General features: G+C 43.3%; 21 protein-coding genes and 1 pseudogene. 20 read left to right on the top strand and 2 right to left on the bottom strand.

What is annotated here, in order from left to right; translation table 11 throughout:
* The first annotated feature begins 37 nt into the window (after positions 1–37).
* The 12 genes and pseudogenes from QMK20_RS18230 to QMK20_RS18175 all read left to right on the top strand — a co-directional run bounded on the left by QMK20_RS18230 (position 38) and on the right by QMK20_RS18175 (position 12,584).
* Positions 38–490 (top strand): GAF domain-containing protein, encoded by a 453-nt coding sequence (locus QMK20_RS18230; RefSeq protein ID WP_044647999.1) that lies wholly within the window; start codon positions 38–40, stop codon positions 488–490.
* Between the two features lies 1 nt (position 491).
* Complete coding sequence (locus QMK20_RS18225; RefSeq protein WP_283652730.1) at positions 492–1,556, top strand: ATP-binding protein; 1,065 nt, start codon at positions 492–494, stop codon at positions 1,554–1,556.
* 7 nt (positions 1,557–1,563) lie between these two features.
* Entirely contained in the window at positions 1,564–2,211 is a 648-nt protein-coding gene (locus tag QMK20_RS18220) for a response regulator transcription factor (protein WP_023989699.1), read from the top strand.
* 205 nt (positions 2,212–2,416) lie between these two features.
* The gene (locus QMK20_RS18215) at positions 2,417–3,571 is read left to right on the top strand and encodes a nitrate/nitrite transporter (RefSeq protein WP_283652729.1); all 1,155 of its coding nucleotides are present in this window, start codon (positions 2,417–2,419) and stop codon (positions 3,569–3,571) included.
* Positions 3,564–4,583, top strand: coding sequence for a ThiF family adenylyltransferase (locus QMK20_RS18210; RefSeq protein WP_283652728.1), 1,020 nt, complete (start codon positions 3,564–3,566; stop codon positions 4,581–4,583). The genes QMK20_RS18215 and QMK20_RS18210 overlap by 8 nt, the downstream gene beginning before the upstream one ends.
* An 85-nt stretch (positions 4,584–4,668) precedes the next feature.
* A pseudogene (locus QMK20_RS18205) lies at positions 4,669–5,111 on the top strand (molybdenum cofactor biosynthesis protein MoaE).
* Positions 5,104–5,337 (top strand): MoaD/ThiS family protein, encoded by a 234-nt coding sequence (locus tag QMK20_RS18200; RefSeq protein WP_283652727.1) that lies wholly within the window; start codon positions 5,104–5,106, stop codon positions 5,335–5,337. Before QMK20_RS18205 ends, QMK20_RS18200 begins: the two are co-directional and overlap by 8 nt.
* Before the next feature lie 37 nt (positions 5,338–5,374).
* Positions 5,375–6,391, top strand: coding sequence for a GTP 3',8-cyclase MoaA (gene moaA / locus QMK20_RS18195; protein ID WP_283652726.1), 1,017 nt, complete (start codon positions 5,375–5,377; stop codon positions 6,389–6,391).
* Positions 6,392–6,980: 589 nt separating this feature from the next.
* The gene (gene licT / locus QMK20_RS18190; RefSeq protein WP_283652725.1) at positions 6,981–7,814 is read left to right on the top strand and encodes a BglG family transcription antiterminator LicT; all 834 of its coding nucleotides are present in this window, start codon (positions 6,981–6,983) and stop codon (positions 7,812–7,814) included.
* 203 nt (positions 7,815–8,017) lie between these two features.
* Entirely contained in the window at positions 8,018–9,931 is a 1,914-nt protein-coding gene (locus QMK20_RS18185) for a beta-glucoside-specific PTS transporter subunit IIABC (protein WP_283652724.1), read from the top strand.
* Between the two features lie 31 nt (positions 9,932–9,962).
* Complete coding sequence (locus QMK20_RS18180) at positions 9,963–11,420, top strand: glycoside hydrolase family 1 protein (RefSeq protein ID WP_283652723.1); 1,458 nt, start codon at positions 9,963–9,965, stop codon at positions 11,418–11,420.
* 327 nt (positions 11,421–11,747) lie between these two features.
* Entirely contained in the window at positions 11,748–12,584 is an 837-nt protein-coding gene (locus QMK20_RS18175; RefSeq protein ID WP_283652722.1) for a methyl-accepting chemotaxis protein, read from the top strand.
* 88 nt (positions 12,585–12,672) lie between these two features.
* Here QMK20_RS18175 and QMK20_RS18170 read toward each other — a convergent pair whose 3' ends face one another.
* Together QMK20_RS18170 and QMK20_RS18165 are read right to left on the bottom strand one after the other, a co-directional pair.
* Entirely contained in the window at positions 12,673–13,167 is a 495-nt protein-coding gene (locus tag QMK20_RS18170) for a nuclear transport factor 2 family protein (RefSeq protein WP_283652721.1), read from the bottom strand.
* Positions 13,168–13,171: 4 nt separating this feature from the next.
* Positions 13,172–14,014, bottom strand: coding sequence for an SDR family oxidoreductase (locus tag QMK20_RS18165; RefSeq protein ID WP_283652720.1), 843 nt, complete (start codon positions 14,012–14,014; stop codon positions 13,172–13,174).
* Positions 14,015–14,170: 156 nt separating this feature from the next.
* On the opposite strand from QMK20_RS18165, the gene QMK20_RS18160 reads away from it, so the two are divergent.
* The 8 genes from QMK20_RS18160 (at position 14,171) to QMK20_RS18125 (ending at position 21,821) form a co-directional block, all read left to right on the top strand.
* Complete coding sequence (locus tag QMK20_RS18160; RefSeq protein WP_283652719.1) at positions 14,171–14,722, top strand: TetR/AcrR family transcriptional regulator C-terminal domain-containing protein; 552 nt, start codon at positions 14,171–14,173, stop codon at positions 14,720–14,722.
* A 246-nt stretch (positions 14,723–14,968) separates the two neighbouring features.
* Positions 14,969–15,325, top strand: a complete 357-nt coding sequence (locus QMK20_RS27725) for a hypothetical protein (RefSeq protein ID WP_283652718.1) — start codon at positions 14,969–14,971, stop codon at positions 15,323–15,325.
* Positions 15,306–15,611 (top strand): helix-turn-helix domain-containing protein, encoded by a 306-nt coding sequence (locus QMK20_RS27720; RefSeq protein WP_283652717.1) that lies wholly within the window; start codon positions 15,306–15,308, stop codon positions 15,609–15,611. Before QMK20_RS27725 ends, QMK20_RS27720 begins: the two co-directional genes overlap by 20 nt.
* A gap of 102 nt (positions 15,612–15,713) precedes the next feature.
* Positions 15,714–16,898, top strand: coding sequence for an MFS transporter (locus QMK20_RS18145; protein ID WP_283652716.1), 1,185 nt, complete (start codon positions 15,714–15,716; stop codon positions 16,896–16,898).
* A gap of 563 nt (positions 16,899–17,461) precedes the next feature.
* Positions 17,462–18,445 carry a M14 family metallopeptidase gene (locus QMK20_RS18140; protein ID WP_283652715.1) on the top strand — a complete coding sequence of 328 codons (984 nt, stop codon included), beginning with the start codon at positions 17,462–17,464 and terminating at the stop codon, positions 18,443–18,445.
* A 25-nt stretch (positions 18,446–18,470) separates the two neighbouring features.
* Complete coding sequence (locus QMK20_RS18135; RefSeq protein WP_283652714.1) at positions 18,471–20,000, top strand: ABC transporter substrate-binding protein; 1,530 nt, start codon at positions 18,471–18,473, stop codon at positions 19,998–20,000.
* A 49-nt stretch (positions 20,001–20,049) separates the two neighbouring features.
* Positions 20,050–20,967 (top strand): ABC transporter permease, encoded by a 918-nt coding sequence (locus QMK20_RS18130; RefSeq protein ID WP_283652713.1) that lies wholly within the window; start codon positions 20,050–20,052, stop codon positions 20,965–20,967.
* Positions 20,968–20,984: 17 nt separating this feature from the next.
* Positions 20,985–21,821 (top strand): ABC transporter permease, encoded by an 837-nt coding sequence (locus tag QMK20_RS18125; RefSeq protein WP_283652712.1) that lies wholly within the window; start codon positions 20,985–20,987, stop codon positions 21,819–21,821.
* Positions 21,822–21,824: the final 3 nt, after the last annotated feature.

Genomic DNA, 21,824 nt, shown 5'->3' with positions numbered 1-21,824 from the left:
GCTCTGCCTTCTTTCCTAATTTTATTAGGAGAGAGTGATGAATAATAGGATGGATTATCAAAGGGAGCTTGAGCGAATACGCGAACATTTCGGTTATGATTTCATGGCGCTTGCTCTGGTTGAACCGGCCGAATATCAATACGTAATTAAATGGAAAAATGCAGCCGGTAATTTAAATGATCGCTTTAAGCGGATTGTGCTGCAATCCGGTAAGGGCATAGCAGGAATCGTGTTTAAAACCGGGAAATCCGTTTTCATTCCATCTGTTTATCAATATGTGGGGGCAGACAACCTGTTTAACTATCCGATCGTTCAATCCGAGAAACTCAAGAGTCTCGGGGCTGTTCCCCTATGGAATGATGCTCGCGTCGCGGGCGTACTGCTTGGTGGATTTCGGGAAGAACAGCTGATGACCGAAGCCATGATGCGTGATTTGGAAGCCTTGGCGCATAGGGGAATTGGAGAGTTGAACGGGAAGGAAGTGATGTGAATTGACATTGTCTGTAGGGACTGGCTCTTTGAGTGCGCTAATGGTGAAGTTGTTTGAGAACAGTACGGAAGCCATTTTCTTTTTTGATAGGCAAGGGAATACCCTAGCCATGAACCCGGCAGCTGAAGAGATTGTGGGCGATGACGTCCTCATTCAACTCTATGAAGGGAAGAACAGAGCTTTATGTGGAACATGCAGGGGCTATACAAGCGAAACGGATCCCCGTACCTGCCTTAACTGTTATTTCAATATGCCAGAATCCAAGGATTTCGCTTCTTTTCAGGTGTATCTGGAAACAAAGAGCAACGGAATGGTTCCCTATGCAGCTTCTTTTCACACGATTGATTATGAACATGGAACACGGGTGTTGATGTTGAGAGATTTGACCCCGCAATTTCAGACGCAGGAAAAATTGTATGAAAACAAAATGATGAAGCATGTCATTGAAGCGCAGGAAAATGAGCGTAAACGGCTTTCCAGGGAACTGCACGACAGCGTCGCCCAGGAATTGATGAGCGCGGTTGTTGAACTACGGGTGTTAAAATACATGACGAATGATGAACAGCTCCTAAAAAATATGAAGCAGACCGAAGCATCCATGACGCGGTTGCTGGATGATATCCGCAACCTGTCTGTGGAACTACGCCCCGCCACACTTGATGATTTTGGACTTGAAGCGGCATTTCGTTCTCACTTTAAGAGGGTTGAACAAAGCTTTGGTCTGGTAGTTGAATTTGTGTCGGATCTTCCCCAAAAGCGATATGGAAGTGAAAAGGAAACGGTCATTTACCGTGTCTGCCAAGAGGCTGTTCTCAATGCCTTGAAGTATGCCCAGGTAGACATGGTTAAAGTTTCTTTGACTGAGCACGATCATATGCTTCGTTTGACTGTAGAGGACGATGGAATTGGCTTTGAAAAGGGGAGCAATCCTATTGGAACGGGATTAGGTTTATATGGTATGCAGGAGCGAGCAGAGCTGGTAGGCGGAAGTTTTGGCGTCCTTTCAAATGTTGGTCAGGGAACCAAAGTCTTTTTACAAATTCCGATTGGCCAAGAGGAGGAATAGAGACTTGATCAAAATTGTGTTAGCGGATGACCATGCTATTGTACGAAGCGGATTTTCCATGATTTTGAACTTCCAATCGGATATGGAGGTTGTCGGAACGGCTGCAGATGGCATTGAAGCGTATACGATGGTAGCTAAATATCGTCCGGATATTCTAATCATGGACCTCAGCATGCCCCCAGGCGAAAGTGGATTGATCGCCACAGGCAAGATTAAAGAGGACCACCCTGATACTAAAATTCTGATTCTGACCATGCATGACGATGAAGAATATCTATTTCATATTTTGAAGAATGGTGCTTCAGGCTATGTTTTGAAAAATGCTCCAGATGAGGAGCTATTGCTTGCTATACGAACCATTCATGGGGGCGGGACCTATATCCATCCTAAAATGGCTACTTCTCTCGTTCGTGAGTTCATCAAAAAAGATACGACGTCACAATCAGAAGATCCGTATGAGATCCTGTCCAAGCGGGAACTGGAGATTCTGCCTCTGGTCGCAAAGGGTTACGGTAACAAGGAAGTTGCAGAAAAGCTGTTCATCTCTGTCAAGACGGTGGAAGCGAACAAAGCGAAAATCATGGAGAAATTGAATTTAAGAAGCCGGCCTGAACTGGTCCAATATGCATTAAAGAAAAAAATGCTGGACTTTTAGGTGATGAAGAAGAACATTTTAAAGAAAAAATCTCTTGAACAAACCAAGTCGCTTCTTAATAGAGGCGTCTTTTTTTATTTTCAGGGACTCCCCCGTTAGGGAAAGGGGAGTCCCCTATATTCGATAAGATCGGCTAGCGGCTACAATGGGGACAGAAAATTCAAATCAATAATTCGACAGAAAAAACGTTGAAAAGGTGAGTTAAATGATTAGAAAAATGCAGTTGCCGTTGCAAACATTGAACTTGATTCTTGGATTCATGGTATGGGTTATCATTTCTTCTCTTATGCCGTTCATTACGGAGGATATTGTGATTCCACCCGGAAAATTGGCTATGGTCACGGCGATTCCGGTCGTACTTGGTTCGATTCTGCGCATTCCGCTTGGTTATTATGCCAACATCTTCGGAGCAAGAATCGTTTTTCTCGTTAGCTTTATTTTGCTTTTGTTTCCCGTCTACTATATCAGTGAAGCTTCTACGATGATGGATTTAATTATCGGTGGCTTGTTCCTTGGGATTGGAGGAGCTGTGTTCTCGGTTGGGGTGACTTCGCTGCCGAAGTATTACCCAAAGGAAAAGCATGGGTTTGTAAATGGGATGTATGGTATAGGAAATTTGGGAACAGCCATCACTACCTTCTCGGCCCCTATTGTGGCTACCCAAATTGGCTGGGCCCCTACAGTGAAGCTATATCTCATTGTGCTGCTTGTTTTTATCGTTTTGAATTTCTTCTTAGGGGATCGTCATGAAGCTAAAGTAAAGACGCCAATTATGGAGCAGATTAAAGGCGTTTACAAAAATGAGAAGCTTTGGTTTTTCTCGCTCTTTTATTTTATTACATTTGGCTCATTTGTAGCGTTCACGGTGTACTTGCCGAATTTCCTGGTATCGAATTTTGAGCTGACTAAAGTGGATGCAGGGATGCGTACAGCAGGCTTCATTGCGATTGCCACTTTCTTCCGCCCCATCGGTGGCTGGCTGGCGGATCGGCTTCAGCCCCTGTTCCTGCTGGTAGGTACGTTCTCTGTTTATACGGTCGCTGCGATTCTTTTGGCTTTTTCACCAGGGATCACCCTTTATACAGTAGGCTGCTTGGCGATCGCTGTATGTGCTGGAGTGGGGAACGGCGTCATTTTCAAGCTAGTTCCATTTTATTTTAATAAACAAGCAGGTATAGTTAACGGAATTGTATCCATGATGGGCGGTCTCGGTGGCTTTTTCCCTCCGATCTTGTTGTCGACGATTCATGCCGTTACTGGCCATTATTCCATTGGATTCATGCTACTTTCCCAAGTGGCGCTGGCTAGCCTGATCCTCGTCATATGGCTGTATTATCAAGGGACACAATCTAATGAATGAGCGTTATTCCAGACAAATCTTATTTAGACCCATTGGTGGCGAAGGGCAGCGTAATCTATCCGTTGCTGTCGTCACCATTATCGGTTGCGGGGCACTGGGTTCCGCCATTGCCGAAACACTGGTAAGAGCGGGCGTTGGGGAGCTTCATCTTGTTGACAGGGATTATGTAGAGATGTCGAATCTGCAACGCCAGCAACTGTTCACGGAGCAGGACGCCGCGGAAATGCAGCCCAAGGTTATGGCAGCCGAAAAAAGGCTGAAAGCCATACGAGAAGACGTACGGTTGCACACATATCTCGATAATTTGGATGCCGAGCTTGTTCAAGAACTTGCCAGCAAAAGTATATTGCTGATGGATGCTACGGACAATTTCGAAACTCGTCTACTTATCAACGATGCCGCATTGAAGGCTGGAATTCCATGGATTTACGGAGCCTGTGTTGGAAGCACAGGCGTCGTTTTTCCTTTCGTGCCGGGCAAGTCAGCCTGTTTTCGCTGCCTTCTGCCATCGCTGCCAGCGATCAATCAGACCTGCGATACGGCTGGAATCATCTCACCCGCAGTCCAGGTGACGGCCGCTCTCCAATGTACAGAAGCCATGAAGTGGCTGAGCGGCAGACGTGATAAGATGCGCCGCAAGGTTCATCTATTTGATTTATGGGAAAACACGCAGATGGACATAGGGATTTCCCGCATCCGTAACCAAGATTGTCCAACCTGTGGAGAACATCCTACGTTTCCTGCACTGACAGCATCACGCCGCTCGGCGTATGCTGCCCTGTGTGGACGGGATGTGGTACAGGTTCTTCCGGACCCCCATCGTCCGATCACGCTCGATGATGCAGAGAAAATGGGCAGGCTTATAGCAGATAGCGTAAAAAGAACTCCTTATTTCGTTGAATTTTATGCTTTTAAGCATCGAATGATTTTATTCAAAAACGGAAGGCTTCTCATACACGGTGTACGAAGTGTTGCCAACGGTCAAAAACTATATCATCAGCTGTTCGGTTAAATGAGATGTAGATACAAAAAGCAGAAATATTTATAAGAGTCTGTCACCGGAGAGTGGCTTGTCCGGTGGCTGGAAGGTGGATAAGATGAGTGTATTTGAAATCGTGACGGAGCCCATTATCCCGCAGGCTTATGCGGATTATGTCCTAAGGCCGGAAGCAGGAGCGGTGACTGTTTTTACAGGGCACGTACGAGAATGGACTCAAGGGGTACGGACCTTATACCTTGCTTATGAGGCCTATGTCCCTATGGCTCAAAAAAACTCGCAGAGATTGGTCGCGAAATCGAACAGAAATGGGAAGGAACGCGAGTGGCGATCGCGCACCGCATTGGCGAGCTTCAAATCGGTGATATCGCCGTTGTCATTGCCGTTTCTTCACCTCACCGTTCGGATGCGTATGAGGCGAATGAATACGCGATCGAACGAATCAAAGAAATAGTTCCTATTTGGAAACGAGAGATTTGGGAAGATGGAACGCAGTGGGTCGGAGATCAAAAGAAAAAGCCGGGGGAGATCAGTCATGATTAAGCTGTACTACTTTGCGGGACTCCGTGAGGTGACGGGGAAAACAGAAGAATTGGCAGATTTGGCGGGCCAAACGGTAGGCGATTTATCCAATTGGATAACAGATCAATATCCAGATATGCCGATCAAGTCTGTGCGAATTGCGATAAATGAGGAGTATGCGTTGTCTACGGATGTATTACAGGATGGAGACATTGCAGCCTTCATTCCCCCAGTCAGCGGCGGCTAATGATAATGATGCTAAACAACTAGAAAGGAGGGGGCGTATGAATTTTCATCCACTGAAAGACACGTTGCAGCGGCCGATTCGTGACCTGCGTATATCGGTTACGGACCGCTGCAATTTTCGCTGTTCCTATTGCATGCCCAAAGAAATTTTCGGTGACGATTACGCCTTTCTTCCCCAAAATGAATGTCTGTCGTTTGAAGAGATTCACCGGCTGACGAAGCTCTTTGTATCCCTGGGTGTAAAAAAGATCCGACTCACGGGCGGCGAACCATTAATGCGCAGGAATCTACCTGACCTGGTCTCCCAAATCCTGTCCATTGACGGAGTGGAAGATGTCGGCTTGACCACCAACGGTGTGCTGCTAGGACAGCAGGCTAAGCCCCTCTATGACGCGGGGCTACGACGGCTTAACGTCAGTCTGGACGCTCTGGACCCCGAGCTGTTTGGGCGGTTGAATGGGCGGGGGATTAAGCCTGATGTTATTTTGAAGCAGATCGAATATGCAAGAGAAATCGGCTTTGAAATCAAGGTCAATATGGTAGTTCAAAAAGGTGTTAATGACTCGGAGATTTTGCCGATGGCCGCTTATTTTAAGGAGCAGGGAATAACCCTTCGCTTTATCGAGTTTATGGATGTAGGTAATGACAACGGATGGAGCTTCAAAAAGGTACTAACCAAAAAAGAAATCGTTGAACGACTTAAGAATGTGTACGAGCTGGAGCCGATGGATCGGGATTACTTTGGAGAAGTGGCAAAGCGTTATCGTTATAGAGACAGCGACGCGCAGGTTGGCTTTATTACTTCGGTTTCTGAATCATTTTGCTCGTCCTGCACACGTGCCCGCTTATCGTCTGATGGCAAGTTTTATACGTGCTTGTTTGCTTCAGGCGGATTGGATCTACGTCAGATGCTTCGTAACGGGACAAATGACGAAGAGCTGCTTGCTGTGATTACTTCAGTATGGGAACAACGCACAGATCGGTATTCCGATGAACGTACTGAACAGACAGCAAAAAACAGAAAAAAGATTAGCATGTCCTACATTGGCGGTTAACATTTTATACCAGAAAAAAGTGCTGTATTTGTCGTGACTGCCCCAAAAAAGAAAGCGCAAACATTTTTGTTGGCAAAACTTAAATTCGATGTTATTATGATGTTGGGATTGTTACTGAAAAGGCAAAACCCGAGGCATGGAATTAATATTTCCATGTGTTGGGTTTTGCCTTTTCTTTTAGAAATACAAGATTTGTGATATCCTGCACGATATGAATATCTGGCCCAGCCATAACGCAGAAAGGTGAGTGATATAAAGCCTTACAAGTGCTGAACAACAAAGATGATGACGTCAACCAACGAATCGACATCCGAAAAATGATGTCATAGGACGTGGTTAACCGACTATATCCATTTGCAAAACGGAATATCAGATCGGTTTGAGAGCACTCAAGATCATTCAGGGAAAACGTAAGGCTTTTGTCTCTTAATATGAATGCGTTTTCATAACACGAAGTTGTAAATCAAATACATTTTAATTTGATTTATGACGAAGGTTTGATCGGCTATTACCGTCTTGTGACCTATCTGAAATTTCGCCCAGCAACTAAATCCTTTTTTAAATTTTTGTGGGATAAGGGGGCAGTTAGATGATCATAACGAAAATATTTAATAATAACGCTATAATAGCCAAAGATTCAAAAAGGGATGAGTTTGTTGTTATGGGTCGTGGTATTGCATTCAAAAAGAGTGCAGGAGAACAAGTAGAAGAGCATTTAATTGAAAAGGTCTTTGTGCTTAAACAGAAAGATGCTTCAGAGAAATTTAAATTATTGTTAGAGGATGTTCCTTCAGAATATGTTTCGTTATGCTATGACATCATTGAATATGGAAAAAGCATATTAGAAGCACAATTGAGCGATTATATATATGTTTCGCTTACAGACCACATGAACAATGCATTTAAAATGTTTGACGTTGGGCTTAAAAATGCAAATCCGTTAATCTGGGAAATTAAAAAATTTTATCCCAAAGAATTTGGGGTTGGATTAAAAGCACTGGAGTTCATTGAAGACGAAACAGGCAAACGCTTGTCAGAAGATGAAGCAGGTAATATAGCCCTTCATTTAATAAATGCTCAAGTAAACAGCTCCTACAATAAGGTAGCAGATGTTGCTCAGCAAACTCAAAAAATACAGGATATCTTAAATATTATTAAATACTCTTATAATAACACCATAGATGAACACTCAATCAGTTATGAGCGATTTATTACACATTTAAGATTCTTCTTTCAGCGATTAAATAAAAAAGAAAAAACAGAACTGGAAGACGATTTTTTGTGGAGGCAAGTGAAAGCCAAGTATAAAAAGGCTTACGGCTGTATGCTGAAGATCGAAAAATACTTGAACACGGTATTGTCAGATGAGGAGAAGCTGTATATAACGATTCATATTCAGCGTTTGACCCAAAGGCAAAATTAAATAATTCTTGGATTGTTACTGGTAAAGCAGGCGAAACCAACCTAGATCGAATTTGATCTATTTGGTTTCGCCTTTTTTATAAATACCATTATTTTGAATAGTTCAATTCCCTCGAAGGCACAATATATAGGCAGTCTATAATATTGCTGAAACGCTCTCGAGATGGATGCAAAATGCCAAATACAAATAAAGGGGAAGTTACGATGAAGTATGAGACATTAGCAAAAGACATTATCAAAAATGTCGGAGGCAAAGGAAATGTGAATAGTCTAACTCATTGTGTAACACGTTTGCGTTTCAAACTAAAAGATGAAAGCAAGGCTAATACAGAGGTTTTGAAAAACATGGATGGTGTTGTTACAGTAGTAAAAAGTGGCGGACAATATCAGGTTGTTATAGGTAACCATGTACCGGAGGTTTACGCTGACGTTATTGCTTTAGGCGGTTTCCAGGAAGCGTCTTCAGAAGAGGTATCAGATGAAAAAGTGAGTTTGTTCAATAGATTCATTGATACGATTTCAGGTGTATTTACACCAACGCTTGGTGTCCTGAGTGCCACGGGTATGATTAAGGGCTTCACTGCCTTATTTGTAGCTTTGGGCTTGCTTACCACAACATCAGGTACCTATCAAATTCTCAATGCTTTAGGTGATTGTTTGTTCTACTTCTTTCCTATTTTCCTGGGGTATACGTCGGCCAAAAAGTTCAATGCCAACATTTTTATAGGTATGGCCATAGGGGCATCGCTTGTTTATCCAACATTTAGTGCTATAACATCAACGGGGAAACCACTGTACACTTTATTTAGCGGAACCATATTTGAATCGCCTGTGTATATAACATTTTTGGGTATTCCGGTCATTCTGATGAGCTATGCGTCAACCGTTCTTCCGATTATCATATCCACCTATGTAGGCTCAAAAATAGAAAACTTCTTTAAAAAGGTCATCCCTAGCGTAGTGAGAACATTTTTGGTTCCGTTTTTCACCTTGTTAGTTATTGTTCCGTTAGCACTGATCGCAATTGGACCTCTCTCAACTTGGGCTGGTCAGCTGCTTGGCGCAGGCACTCTCTTTGTGTATAACTTAAGTCCAATTATTGAAGGTATACTCATGGGTGCTTTCTGGCAAGTGTTTGTTATCTTTGGATTACATTGGGGACTTGTTCCGATCGCACTTAACAATTTGGCAGTGCTCAAATTCGACCCGATCCTTGCTGCGACGCTTGGAGCTTCCTTTGCTCAGACGGGTGTCGTGCTGGCAATTTTGTTTAAAACCAAAAATGCAAAGCTGAGATCACTTTCCATTCCAGCTGTCATCTCGGGGATTTTTGGTGTTACAGAACCAGCGATTTACGGGATTACATTACCACGCAAGAAACCATTTATTTTAAGCTGTATAGCGGCTGCAGTAGGCGGCGGCATTATAGGAATGATGGGAACGAAAGGGTATATCCTCGGTGGATTGGGTGTTTTCGCCATTCCGAGCTATATCAGCCCGGCAGGAATAGACAGCGGATTTTATGGAGCTATTATTGGAATCTTGGTAAGCTTTGTATTAGGATTCTTGCTTATGTTCTTTAGCGGATTTAAAGATGATGAAGTGAAAGAAGCGAATAAGGAAGACAGCACAACAGGAGGAGCTAAAGGAGAAATTTTAGTCAAACAAGAGACTGTGATGAGTCCATTAAAAGGTGAAGTGAAGCCTTTATCTGAAGTAACCGATGAAGCCTTTTCGACAGGCGCCCTGGGTAAAGGAGTTGCCATTGAGCCTTCCGAAGGAAAGGTTTTTGCACCAGTAGATGGCGTATTAACCTCATTATTTTCGTCAGGCCATGCGATCGGAATTACAAGTGATCACGGTGTAGAGGTCCTCATCCATGTAGGTAAGGATACGGTCAAATTAAAAGGCCAACATTTTTATCCTAAAGTAAAACAGGGGGATGCTGTTAAAAAAGGGCAGTTGCTCATGGAGTTTGATATGGAGGCTATTAAAGAGGCAGGTTATGTCCTGACCACACCTGTAATCGTTGCTAATACGGGGAGTTATCTGGATGTCATTGAAACAGAGAAAAAGTCGATTGATTATCAAGAGGACCTGTTGACCGTCGTGGTGTAATCCTAATTTAATATGGAGGAAGGTATTAACAATGAAAAATACATCTAAATTGGAATTTCCGCAAGGATTTTTATGGGGAGGTGCGACGGCTGCCAACCAATTTGAAGGTGGATATAATGTAGATGGCAAGGGACTAAGCACCGCTGATGTGATTACAGCCGGAACGCATACGACTTCACGAAGAATTACGCCTGTACTGGAGGAAGGAGTGAACTATCCAAGTCACGAGGCTATTGATTTTTTCCACCGCTATCAAGAGGATATTCGTTTATTTGCGGAAATGGGATTCAAGGTCTTTAGAATGTCCATTGCGTGGTCAAGAATATTTCCTAACGGAGATGATACAGAGCCGAATGAGCAAGGCTTACAGTTCTATGATCGTGTATTCGCAGAATTGAAAAAGTATAATATTGAGCCTTTGGTTACGATCTCACATTATGAAGCACCGTTTCATTTAACCCAAAAATATAATGGCTGGTCAGATCGCAGAGTCGTCGATTTTTATGTGAGATATTGTGAAGTGCTTTTTAACAGATACAAAGATGTCGTGAAATACTGGTTAACCTTTAATGAAATCAATATCTTAACCTTGTCTTTTGGCGCGTTCATGGCTGGGGCTATGATGCCGGAGGGGAATGGAGAGCTTGCCCATGCTACAGTGAAGGATGAGCAGGTTCTGTATCAAGCTTTGCACCATCAATTTATTGCCAGCGCAAAGGCAGTAAAGCTGGGGCATGAAATCAACAAGGACTTTAAAATCGGCTGTATGATTGCTTACATGTGTTCGTATCCACTTACATGTCATCCTGATGATTTACTGCTGGCCCAACAAAAGGATAACTTGAGCAACTTCCTGTGTTCAGATGTTCAAGTAAGAGGAGCCTATCCCGGATTTGCCAAGCGATATTTTAAAGAAAATAATATTGATATCGCCATGCAAGAAAATGATGAGAATATCCTTAAAGAAGGCTGTGTGGATTTCTATACCTTCAGTTATTATTCATCTACTTGTGTCAGTGCCGATCCCAACCAGGAGAAGGTGGGAGGGAATTTATCCATGGGATTAAAGAATCCTCATTTGAAAGCAAGTGCTTGGGACTGGCAGATCGATCCACAGGGATTAAGATGGTCCCTCAATAACATTTATAACCGATATGAAATCCCATTAATGGTTGTTGAAAATGGTCTCGGTGCCGTAGATACAGTGGAAGAAGACGGTTCAATTAGCGATGATTATCGAATTGACTATCTGAAACAACACATTGAGCAAATGAAAGAAGCGATTGCTGATGGGGTAGACTTGATAGGCTATACTCCGTGGGGATGTATTGATCTGGTAAGTGCAGGAACCGGTGAAATGAAAAAGCGTTATGGCTTCATTTACGTTGATAAGGATAATGAAGGCAACGGTACACTTGCCAGATCCAGAAAGAAGAGTTTCTATTGGTACAAGAACGTGATAGAAACGAATGGAGAGCAGTTGGATTAAATCTTAAATCCTAATGCCTGATTTGCGAGTGGAGAGAACCCAAAAACGGGTCTTAAAAAATATATACAGCCAGCGCGTGCCAATGTTCAATCGGTACGCGCTGTTTGAATTTATTATGAAACGAAAACAATCTTTTTCCAGTAGTAACAGAAAACATGCGAAAATTCTCGGCAGTGATAACTTACATGAAACTACCTAAAAGAAAATGAACATGGTATACGTATGAAGAAAATGAATTGTATTTTTAAATTGACTAAACACATTGGATGAAAATGTCGAAATATAAGATAGGGCATATATCAAAATAAAAGGAAGTGGATACATATTATGAATCAAGTAGAAGCTGTTTTGGCCGCTATGCCGTTTATCAAAGAAGCTGCACGACAAGATGTTTCAATTTCTGTAATGGATGGAGAAAAGTTTCTGTTCTTTCAATCAGGTAAAAGTTTAGTGTATGACTTCAAAGCAGGCGACCCTCTTCCTGACGTCCACAGAAACTTCAAAATGTTAGTGGGTGGTGAAAAGACCAGAGAGCGTTATGCTGCTGAAGTTTTTGGAATCGCTGCTGATTCATATTTTCATCCGATTAAGAATGAACAGAATGAAATTGCGGCTGTAATGTGTATTACCTATAGTATGGATAATCAAGATCAATTGAAGAAGTTGATGACTCAAGCTGAGGAGGTTACCAGCAAGCTAGTTGAAGGGATTCAGCATGTGGCGGCCCATTCGGAGGAGCTTAGTGCGACAGCCGAAGAAATCTTGAGCAATACGAAACAGGCGGTTGAAGATTCCGGTAACGTGACTGAAGTGGCCGGCTACATTAAGGAAATTTCAGAGCAGACAAACTTGCTTGGATTAAATGCAGCAATTGAAGCAGCCCGGGTGGGTGAGGCAGGAGCGGGTTTTGGCGTTGTCGCTACAGAAATCCGCAAAATGTCTACGGGCACAAAGGAAGCAACTGGACGAATTGAACAGTCCTTGCAAGCTGTCAGACAATCGGTTTATAACATGGAACAAGAGATCACGCAGATTGCAGTTTCCTCCCAAGAGCAAGCCAAGCTTGTAACGGAATTTATGAATGTTATTGATCAATTAAATGTAACCAACCACGGCTTGAGAGGGTTAGTAGAAAAAATAACGGATGATGTTGACGCAGAATAAAGCATGAAAAAAGTCTCGGTCTGTGAAATGTGCATTCCGTAATGGAAGTGTAGATCACAGGCCGAGACTTTTTTCTAATAGTCAGTCATTATGAGTAATGTTTGTTTAACAGTGCAGTATCATAATACTCTTCGAAAGATTTAATTTTATTGTTTTCAAATTTAAAGATCTGTACATAGATTCCGTTGTATTTTATTTTTTTGTCTTCTCCCCATGCTCCATTCGCTGTGATATCAATGTGGCTGCGTGTTTTTGTCACAATCGTGTTAGGATTTTCTCCGACCATAAACTCATCAATGGTCCATTCGAATGTCCCTTTCATATCATTAAAAATGGGATTAAAGAAACCTTTTACGGCATCCCAGCCTTCTTGAACAGAATCGTGCAAAACAGCCACATCATCAGTCGTAAATGGGGTAATGACAACCGGATTATCTTCAACCCACAGAGAATAAAATTTGTCCGTGTCCCCTAGGTATAAAGAAAAAAAGTCGATAATGACATCCATATTCTTTTTAGCAACTTCATTTTCGCTGCTGAATGAAGCATTAATAGTTACATTTTTAATTTTTTTTGGATTCATTTTGTCATTCTCCTTTATGAAAAAGATATTGAGTGGCTCCAGCAAAATCTACTTGTATATCTTGCCCGCTAATATAGCTGGATAAGCTACTATTTATTAATAATAACGCATTTGCTTGATCCTCGGGAGTAGCAATTCCTGCGACGGAGGTAAAATCTTCAGATATCACTTTTTTAAATATGATATTAAAATCTTCAGTCATGGCTGTGTTTGTTGCACCTGGAGATATTGTATTTATTCTAATATGCTGCTCTGAATAAGCCATTGCCACATATTTCACCCAGGCCACGAGTGCCTCTTTTGATAAAAAGTAAACTCCGTTTTCTTCCGGTTTCTGTGCCATTACCTTTTCATCAGACAAATGGCTATCCAGCCAGTTTTGTGCTTCTTCATAGGTCTTACAAGAAATAAGCGGCAGCAAAATTTCCTTTTTTGCTTCCCAAGCAAAAGCAGCTACAGAAGCTACAATAGCAATGGCGGAATGTGGATTTAATTTTTCTTTAATTAGCTCAACAAAATGCTTGACTCCAACAAAATTAATATTCATGACTTGTTTAGGGGTAAATGTTTTTCCAGCATAAGAGGTTCCAGCAATGCCCGCACAGTTAAAAACGAAATCGACTGTATCAGGTAATGCGCCTACTGCTTGTTCAATTGATGTTTTACTTCCCATATCGATAGGGATGTATTGTTTTACTTTAAACTGAGGTTCCTTGATATCCAGCGCGTAAACCTGTGCGCCCAGTCCAATTAATTTTTGTGCCGTTGCTTTACCGATTCCAGTTGCACATCCTGTAATGACTACTACTTTTCCGTTGTAGCCCAAATCTGTCAAGTTACTGCTCATCGGAACGCCTCCTTAATTATTCGTGATTATATTCACATAATTAGTATAAAATATAGGTAATTAAATAATAATAGACTGATTTTTGAGAGTGTTAAAAATTTAGACAGATGCTCAATAGTGTACAATATAAAATAAAACATCTTGCGAGGGCCTAACATGATTCGAAAAACAACTCCTAAGGAACTTCTTGCTGAATCCTTGATAGACTTAGCCAAAAAACATCCGATCCAGTCGATCACCGTAACGGATATTACTGATAATTGCCAGGTCAGCAGGCAGATGTTCTATTATCATTTTTCAAGTAAATATGATTTAATTTCATGGATTTATAGTGATAAGGCAGATAAAATTATTGAACAATATATAGAGAAAGAGTCTTGGGGACGTGTTGCCGGGAGAATTGTAGAGTTTATTAAAGAGGATTATATCTATTTTAAAAAAGCTTTTGACGATGATACCCATTTGTCTTTTTATAATAATATTTTTGACTATACTGTTGAATGCCACACCAAATATATACTTAAGAAAACCAATAGTACTTCGTTGCCTCCAGACATCCTTTTCGCTATCAGATTCAACGCATATGGGGGAGTGAATGTGACGAAAGACTGGCTTGAGAATGGCATGAAGGAATCTCCGGAAGAATTGGGTGAACTAATATTCTCAGCGATGCCCTTACCGATAAAAAGACATTTCCATCTAGATTGATAACCTGACTAAAAGTTATAAATCTGACTCTCCAGTCTTCATTTTACTTGGATGTGAGTTAGTATAGAGAAAGGATAAAAGAAGAAAGAAAGGCAGTCATGAAATGGATATTCAATTAGATAAAGCCCCCTGTGGATATTTTTCGATCTCGGACTCAGGCCTCATTTAATCGGTGAATCAAACTTTTTTGGATATGCTACTTTATGACCGTAGTGAATTGCTCGGACGGCCTAATGCGCAAGTGTTATGCAACAGGAAGGTCTTGAAAACAATACTCTTCTTCATTACTATGAGCCATATCCGACCCAGTTTTCTTCCAGTGGACAAATGATTGAACTACAGTTTGCGCTTTCAGGTCAACGTCATGTGGATGTGGCTGGTCTGGATTATACACTCCCGAAGGGGCAAGGGGCACTTATTTTTCTGCAGGATTTCAAAGCCTGGTTTCATCCTCCATTTAATGAGCAATATACATCATTTGCACTCGGCATCCCTGTTTCGTTGTTTAACTATGCGACCTCACAGTTGGTAGCTCGTCAGCAGGTAGCCATTGAATTTAATCAAATTCTTAAGGGAGCTGCATATGGCCCGGCAAATCCTTGAATCCAGCATGATTGATCCTCCCTCACTGATCACATTATCCAAGAAAGTTGGCCTAAACGATTTTAAATTAAAAAAGGGGTTCAAGGCTTGTTTTGGAACTACTGTATTTGAATATTTGCGTCACATTTGTCTGGACTATGCGATGAAGCTGCTACGAAGTCAAGAAAGCAATGTGACAGAAGCAGCGATGGCTGTAGGATACAGTAATGTGAGTGCATTTTCAGAGCAATTTTTCCGCGAATACGGAGTGAAGCCATCATCCATAAAGAAAGTATTTTTAAACTAAAATCCGTTTAACCGTAGAATAATCCGTATATAGGCAGCAGGGTTTTGCTATCACTCGTATACTTCTGCATAGAGAGAATTTATAACAGAGGAGTGCACGAGGATGAATAGAATAAAAGGGAGCATCTTTTTTAGTGTATTTGTGGCTATGCTAGGGCTCATGCTTATTGCTCCAATTATGCCGCCCCTTATTCGTGAATTAGGATTAAGGGAAAGCCATTCCGGGTTAATCATATCGCTGGGTTCCATTACCATGGCCTTAATGGCTCCAGTATGGGGAAATCTGAGTGATGCAAAAGGACGCAAACCTGTAATCCTGATTGGGTTCATAGGGATGTGTGTAAGTTGCTTGCTGTTTACGCTTACTCTTTTTGGCGGGTTAAATGGATGGCTCAGCGGGTGGCTGTTATTAGTCCTGCTGATTGTTACACGCGGTTTGATAGGCGGGTTTATCCCGGCGGTATTGTCATCTTCCCAAGCCTATATGGGAGATGTGACGGAGGGAGAAGATCGAGGTACTGGGATGGCTATCATTAGCGCAGCCAATGGGCTTGGACTGGTATTTGGGCCCGCTATTGCAGGTGCCTTTACTTTAATAGGGCTGTTATGGCCCTTATATTTTGGGATCGTGATTGCCGCTGTTGCATTTGTAGTGGCTCTGCTGGCGATTCCCGCTGCCAAACCCGTTATTCAGCAAAAGCCGGCTCGGATTAACCCATTTCAGTCTGGACTACGGATGTATTTGTTTGCAGGTTTGGTTACGATGATTAGTATTGTGACCATCCAGGTTATAGGAGGATTTTATTTTCAAGATCAATTAGGCCTTTCATCCAAAGAAACAGCAAGAGTCGTTTCCTTTGGGCTCATGTTTTCCGGGGCAGCCATGTTGATCGTACAGATCGTTCAGATGAAATGGCTTAAATGGCAGCCTAAGCCGATGATTTTGCTCGGTTCTCTGTTCCTGATTACGGGAATGGGATTATTTCTGGTGTCAACCAGCTTGATCGTTTACTATGCAGCGTTCTTTATGTTTGGTATAGGTACGGGCTTGCTAATGCCCGGCTTTATGGCTGGTGCTTCTCTGTCTGTCAGTAAAGAACAGCAGGGGGGAGCCGCTGGTTTAGTGGCTGCTGTTCAGGGCATTTCTGCGATCATTGCTCCTATTTTGACGACCACCTTGTACCGGGTAGACAAATACATTCCCTTTGCTCTCATAGCGGTTTTGGTAGCTGTTATGGCTATCATTATGTTGGGGGTAAGAAAAGGAAAAAGTGATCAGATGATGTGATCAGCAAATAGGTTTCCCGTAGGCAACCAGCGGGAAGCCTATTTCGCTTGCACTGTAGCTAAAAAGTCTTAATGTTCCTATTCATCACTGTATAATCCACGCGGGCTCTTTGTCATTATTTTTTTAACGATAGTGATGGGGAAGGCTGGAGATTTTCAGGAACAAAAGGTCTGAAGTTTACTCGTACATCTTGGTAAGATCCTTCAGGGAGGAAATAAATTGTAGCATAATTATCGCAAATATAGCCTAAAAGAAACCGCTTCAGCCGTATGCTGCTGCTCCGGGGTTTTTGTCATATATTCCGCTAATAAGTCTCTCTCTTTTGTCCATTTTTTGGTTTATCTGCTACCCTTGGATATAGTATAGTGTCATACCTTACTTTTTATATGGCTTACGTTTTTTGCAGGTAGATTCCTGAAGGTATATTTACAGTGAAAAAGTAAGTTTATTACATTGACAAAATCGACAAAAGACTGCTAGAATCGTAAAAACAATTAAACAAAGCAGAATACTATGATATGAGTGAATATCCACCTTTTGGTAGAATCAAGGAGTCGTCGCTTATGTTTCAGCCAGCACATGTTTTGAAATATGCCTCGATTGAGGAAGCCCTCTCCAGTCAGCCCAGAAAATCAGTTGCAAAAATTGACGATACCTACCAGGATGTTCCCGCCATTTTTTTTCTGATTAAAGGTTATGAAGAAGGCCCAACAGTATGGATTCAGGCTGCTCTGCATGGAGATGAATACGATGGAATCGTAGCTTGCATTCATCTAATAGAGCATCTTGATGTGAACTGTTTGAAGGGGAATATTATCGTTTGTCCGATTACCAACCCGAGCGCTTTTCAGGCCGGAACCAATGAAAGTCCGCTGGACGGCGTTAATTTGAACCGGGTGTTTCAGCAGGAACGGACAGACACGTATTCCTATCGTTACGGAGAATGGCTTGCTCAGAAGATCACGTCTTCGGCCCATTTCTTCATTGATCTGCACGGGGGAGGCAAATATCTGGACGTATGCCCGTTTGCTATGGTGGCCAGCGATCAGACTTTGGCCTATGAAGCCGCTTTGGCAGCGTTAAAGGCTGTGAATCTGACGGCTATCTATACGTGTGAATCCCGGGCCAAGGGGATGCTGATCAATGAGGTTTGTAAATATGGAATTCCTGCTGTGCTGCTGGAAAGCGGAGGCGGTTCGCATTGGACAGAGGAAGGGGTTGCCGCACACCAACAGTCTCTGTATGCTATTCTCGCTGAACTGCACATACTGGCGGGTACGCCCGCTTCGGTTGTGGGGAAGGGCGACGCGCACCGTGTTACCAAAATTGAAGAATTAAGGTTTGAAGCTTCCGGTTTACAGAGATTCAGGGCGTCGGCAGGTGACGAGGTCAAGCTTGGCGATCCGCTGATCGAAGTCCTTTCTTTCCCTGAATACGAAACGCACCGGATTATTTGTCCCGTAGATCACGCTGTTATCCTGTCCATTCATACGGCATCGGTCGTTCATCAACACGATTATGCCGTCATGCTGGGGATTATTGAATAGAAATTTATTTTGGGGGTTATACATCATGAAAAAGTCCAAGCTGCTAGTTATTTTGACCCTGTTATCCATCATCGTTGCAGGCTGTTCTACGACCAGTACGACACAACCTGCACAGGATGGGAAGTTGGAAATTACCATCGGGAGAGCGTTTGACATTAACGGGCTTGATCCCGGCTTTCTGACGGAAAATGCGCAAGTTGTAGATAATATTTTTGACACTTTGGTAAAACGGGATGACAAGGAGCAATTGGTTCCCGGTCTGGCTACAAGCTGGAGTCAAGTGAACGACACGACCTGGGAGTTCAAGCTGCGCAAAGGCGTTACGTTTACCAATGGCGAGCCGTTTAATGCGGACGTCGTAAAATATACGATCGACCGGGTGCTGAATCCCAAAAATAACGCTCCGACCGCAAGTTACATTTCGACAATTAAAGAAGTTAAAGTGGTGGACGAATATACTGTTCATGTCATTACGAAAAAAGCGGACCCGTTAGTTCCGACCCGCTTTAACCGCTATCCGACTGAAATGGTTCCTCCGAAGTATGCAGAAGAAGCCGGACAGGAGCAATTTGCTCAAAAACCGGTTGGCACCGGGCCTTACCAATTTGTGAAATGGGATAAAGGCAGCAGCGTCGAGCTGGAAGCCAACAAAAATTACTGGGGCGGCGAGCCTGCGGTGAAAAAGGTGACGTTCCGTTCGATTCCGGAAGCTTCCACACGGGTAAGCGCCCTGCTGAATGGCGAGGTGGACATTATTACCGCAGTTTCGCCTGAGGATCGGGACAAGGTGACTTCTTCCTCCACAGCCAAGCTGTCCACGGTGGAAAGAGCAGGCAATACCGTGTATGTGGGCTTGAAAACGGATAAGGCTCCTTTTAACAATAAAAAGGTCAGACAGGCACTGAACTATGCTATTGATGTAAAATCCATCGTGAAAAATGTATTGAAGGATGCGGCTGTCGAAACGAACAGTCTGATTGGGCCAAAAGATTTCGGATACGCCGGCGAGTTTGATGCTTATGAATATAATCCGGAGAAGGCCAAACAGCTGTTGGCTGAGGCGGGCTATCCTAAAGGGTTCTCTATAACGCTGGATACGGTAAACTGGTACATCAAAAATACGGATGTGGCCCAGGTGATTGCCGAGCAATTGAAGGCTGTTGGTGTGAATGTCAAGGTAAATAACGTGGAAAGCTCGGTTTATCGCACGCTGATTCCATCCGGTAAGCAATCTGATATGTACGTATTGGGCTGGAGCAGCACGAACACGCTGGATGCCGATGCCGCGATCTATGCTATTCTGCGTTCCGGGGAGTCTTACTCCACCTATGCCAATCCGAGTGTGGATGCCAAGCTGGATGAAGCCAGATCGGTAACGGATGAAAACCGCCGCAAGGCTCTGTATAAGGAAATTGAACAGGAAGTACTGGAAGATGCGCCGAGAATTTTCCTGTACCAGGAGAACCAATATTATGGCGTATCCGACCGTTTGAACTGGAATGGACGTGTGGACGGCTCTATGCCGGTATCGACCATCACGGCCAACAACAAGTAAAATATGTTTTGTCAGAACATATGGGAGCTTGAATGGGAGTGTGTTTTGATTGAAACGTTATGTGTTTAGGCGCTTTTTACAATCGCTGCTGGCTGTGCTGGGTGCGGCTACCATCGTATTTTTCATTATTCGTCTATCTGGTGATCCTGCTCGTCTGATGCTGCCGCCGGAGGCCGGCGAGGAGCAGGTAGCCGCGCTGCGGGAGAGCCTGGGATTCAATCAGCCGTTATGGATGCAGTATGTGGACTATATTAAAAATCTGGTAACCGGCGATTTGGGGAACTCCTTATATTATAAGGATTCGGCCTTGAAGCTTGTACTGGAGCGAATGCCTGCGACGGTTGATCTGGCCGTTTCGGCGATTGTGATTGCGATCGTTGTCGGATTGGCAGCAGGAATCATATCTGCCTACAAAAAGAACAGCTTCATTGATTATGTGATCAGCATATGGATTTTTCTCACCCAGTCCTTGCCCGTATTCTGGATCGGTATTGTATTGATCATGATCTTTGCGGTCAATCTGCATTTGCTGCCGACCTCGGGCAACCGGGGGCTGGCATCGCTAATTTTGCCAGCAGTTACGCTGGCGGCTTATCCCATTGCTCCGATTGCCCGGACGATGCGAGCCTCTTTGATCGAGGTTATGAATCAAAGTTATATGACCACCAGTCAGGCGCAGGGATTTTCCAAGCGGCAACGGATACTCCGGCGGGGGCTGAAAAATGCCTTCCTGCCGGTTGTAACCGTCATAAGCCTGGAGTTCGGTGTGATGATCGCAGGAGCGGTTGTGACCGAAACGATCTTTTCCTGGCCGGGTGTGGGACAGCTTATTATACAGGGAGTCAGCAACCGGGACTTTCCGCTGGTGCAAGCCAGTATCCTGGTTGTCAGTATCATTTATATCCTGATCAATTTTATAACCGATTTAATATATCTCTGGATTGATCCGAGAATTAAAGTGCAATAACGAAGAGAGGAAACACAATGAAGAGAAAATCTCTGCTTCGGGGGAACGTTAAGGGAGTAGCCAGCATAACGTCACTTTGTTTTATTTTTGCATTATCGATCTTTGCTCCTTTTTTTGCCCCATTTGATCCCTATAAACAGTCATTGCAAGACATCCTGATCCCGCCGTTTAGTCATTTTAGCTCGCAATCGGGGATCAGCCTGCTGGGGACTGACCAGTTGGGCAGGGATGTACTCAGTCGTCTCTTTTATGGAGGAAGACTCTCCTTATGGATGAGTTTTCTTGCTGTTTTTATCGCTGGTATATTGGGCAGTGTCATTGGCATTATTTCAGGGTATTACGGCGGCAAAGTGGATGCTCTCATGATGCGGCTTGCTGATATTCAAATGTCCATTCCAAGTATGCTAATGGCAATTGTTATGGTTGCGGTTCTCGGGTCAGGCTTGACGAATATCGTTATTGTCCTTTCTATTACGGGATGGGTTACTTTTGCGAGGGTGGTCCGAAGTCAGGTGCTGTCGCTCAAGGAACTGGAGTATGTCGAGGCGGCGAAGGCGATGGGAGTCTCCGACTTTACGGTGATGCGCAGACATATTTTTCCCAACACCTTATTTACAATTGTTACGCAGGCCGCGCTCCAGATGTCCCATATGATCTTGTTGGCGGCATCGCTCAGCTTTCTGGGCCTGGGTGTAGATGTGTCAACCCCGACATGGGGAGGCATGATTAATGATGGCAAAAATTATATCAGCTCCGCATGGTGGCTTTCTACACTGCCGGGTATCGTCATTGCTTTCGTAATCTTGACTATCAATTTATTCAGTGACTGGTTGAGAGACAAGGCCGAAATTTAAAGC

The organism is Paenibacillus sp. RC334, assembly GCF_030034735.1.
GTDB classification, from domain to species: domain Bacteria; phylum Bacillota; class Bacilli; order Paenibacillales; family Paenibacillaceae; genus Paenibacillus; species Paenibacillus terrae_A.
This window is presented reverse-complemented; position numbering and strand designations above follow the sequence as displayed.

Excerpts from the sequence above, each read along its gene's own strand:
- QMK20_RS18165 (WP_283652720.1), bottom strand. The coding sequence starts at position 14,014 with ATGAGCAGTAACTTGACAGATTTGGGCTACAACGGAAAAGTAGTAGTC.
- QMK20_RS18200 (WP_283652727.1), top strand. The coding sequence starts at position 5,104 with ATGATTAAGCTGTACTACTTTGCGGGACTCCGTGAGGTGACGGGGAAA.
- QMK20_RS18140 (WP_283652715.1), top strand. The coding sequence starts at position 17,462 with ATGTTTCAGCCAGCACATGTTTTGAAATATGCCTCGATTGAGGAAGCC.
- QMK20_RS27720 (WP_283652717.1), top strand. The coding sequence starts at position 15,306 with ATGGCCCGGCAAATCCTTGAATCCAGCATGATTGATCCTCCCTCACTG.
- QMK20_RS18170 (WP_283652721.1), bottom strand. The coding sequence starts at position 13,167 with ATGAATCCAAAAAAAATTAAAAATGTAACTATTAATGCTTCATTCAGC.
- QMK20_RS18160 (WP_283652719.1), top strand. The coding sequence starts at position 14,171 with ATGATTCGAAAAACAACTCCTAAGGAACTTCTTGCTGAATCCTTGATA.
- QMK20_RS18175 (WP_283652722.1), top strand. The coding sequence starts at position 11,748 with ATGAATCAAGTAGAAGCTGTTTTGGCCGCTATGCCGTTTATCAAAGAA.
- QMK20_RS18210 (WP_283652728.1), top strand. The coding sequence starts at position 3,564 with ATGAATGAGCGTTATTCCAGACAAATCTTATTTAGACCCATTGGTGGC.
- QMK20_RS18230 (WP_044647999.1), top strand. The coding sequence starts at position 38 with ATGAATAATAGGATGGATTATCAAAGGGAGCTTGAGCGAATACGCGAA.
- moaA (WP_283652726.1), top strand. The coding sequence starts at position 5,375 with ATGAATTTTCATCCACTGAAAGACACGTTGCAGCGGCCGATTCGTGAC.
- QMK20_RS18180 (WP_283652723.1), top strand. The coding sequence starts at position 9,963 with ATGAAAAATACATCTAAATTGGAATTTCCGCAAGGATTTTTATGGGGA.
- QMK20_RS27725 (WP_283652718.1), top strand. The coding sequence starts at position 14,969 with ATGCAACAGGAAGGTCTTGAAAACAATACTCTTCTTCATTACTATGAG.
- QMK20_RS18145 (WP_283652716.1), top strand. The coding sequence starts at position 15,714 with ATGAATAGAATAAAAGGGAGCATCTTTTTTAGTGTATTTGTGGCTATG.
- licT (WP_283652725.1), top strand. The coding sequence starts at position 6,981 with ATGATCATAACGAAAATATTTAATAATAACGCTATAATAGCCAAAGAT.
- QMK20_RS18215 (WP_283652729.1), top strand. The coding sequence starts at position 2,417 with ATGATTAGAAAAATGCAGTTGCCGTTGCAAACATTGAACTTGATTCTT.
- QMK20_RS18135 (WP_283652714.1), top strand. The coding sequence starts at position 18,471 with ATGAAAAAGTCCAAGCTGCTAGTTATTTTGACCCTGTTATCCATCATC.
- QMK20_RS18185 (WP_283652724.1), top strand. The coding sequence starts at position 8,018 with ATGAAGTATGAGACATTAGCAAAAGACATTATCAAAAATGTCGGAGGC.
- QMK20_RS18125 (WP_283652712.1), top strand. The coding sequence starts at position 20,985 with ATGAAGAGAAAATCTCTGCTTCGGGGGAACGTTAAGGGAGTAGCCAGC.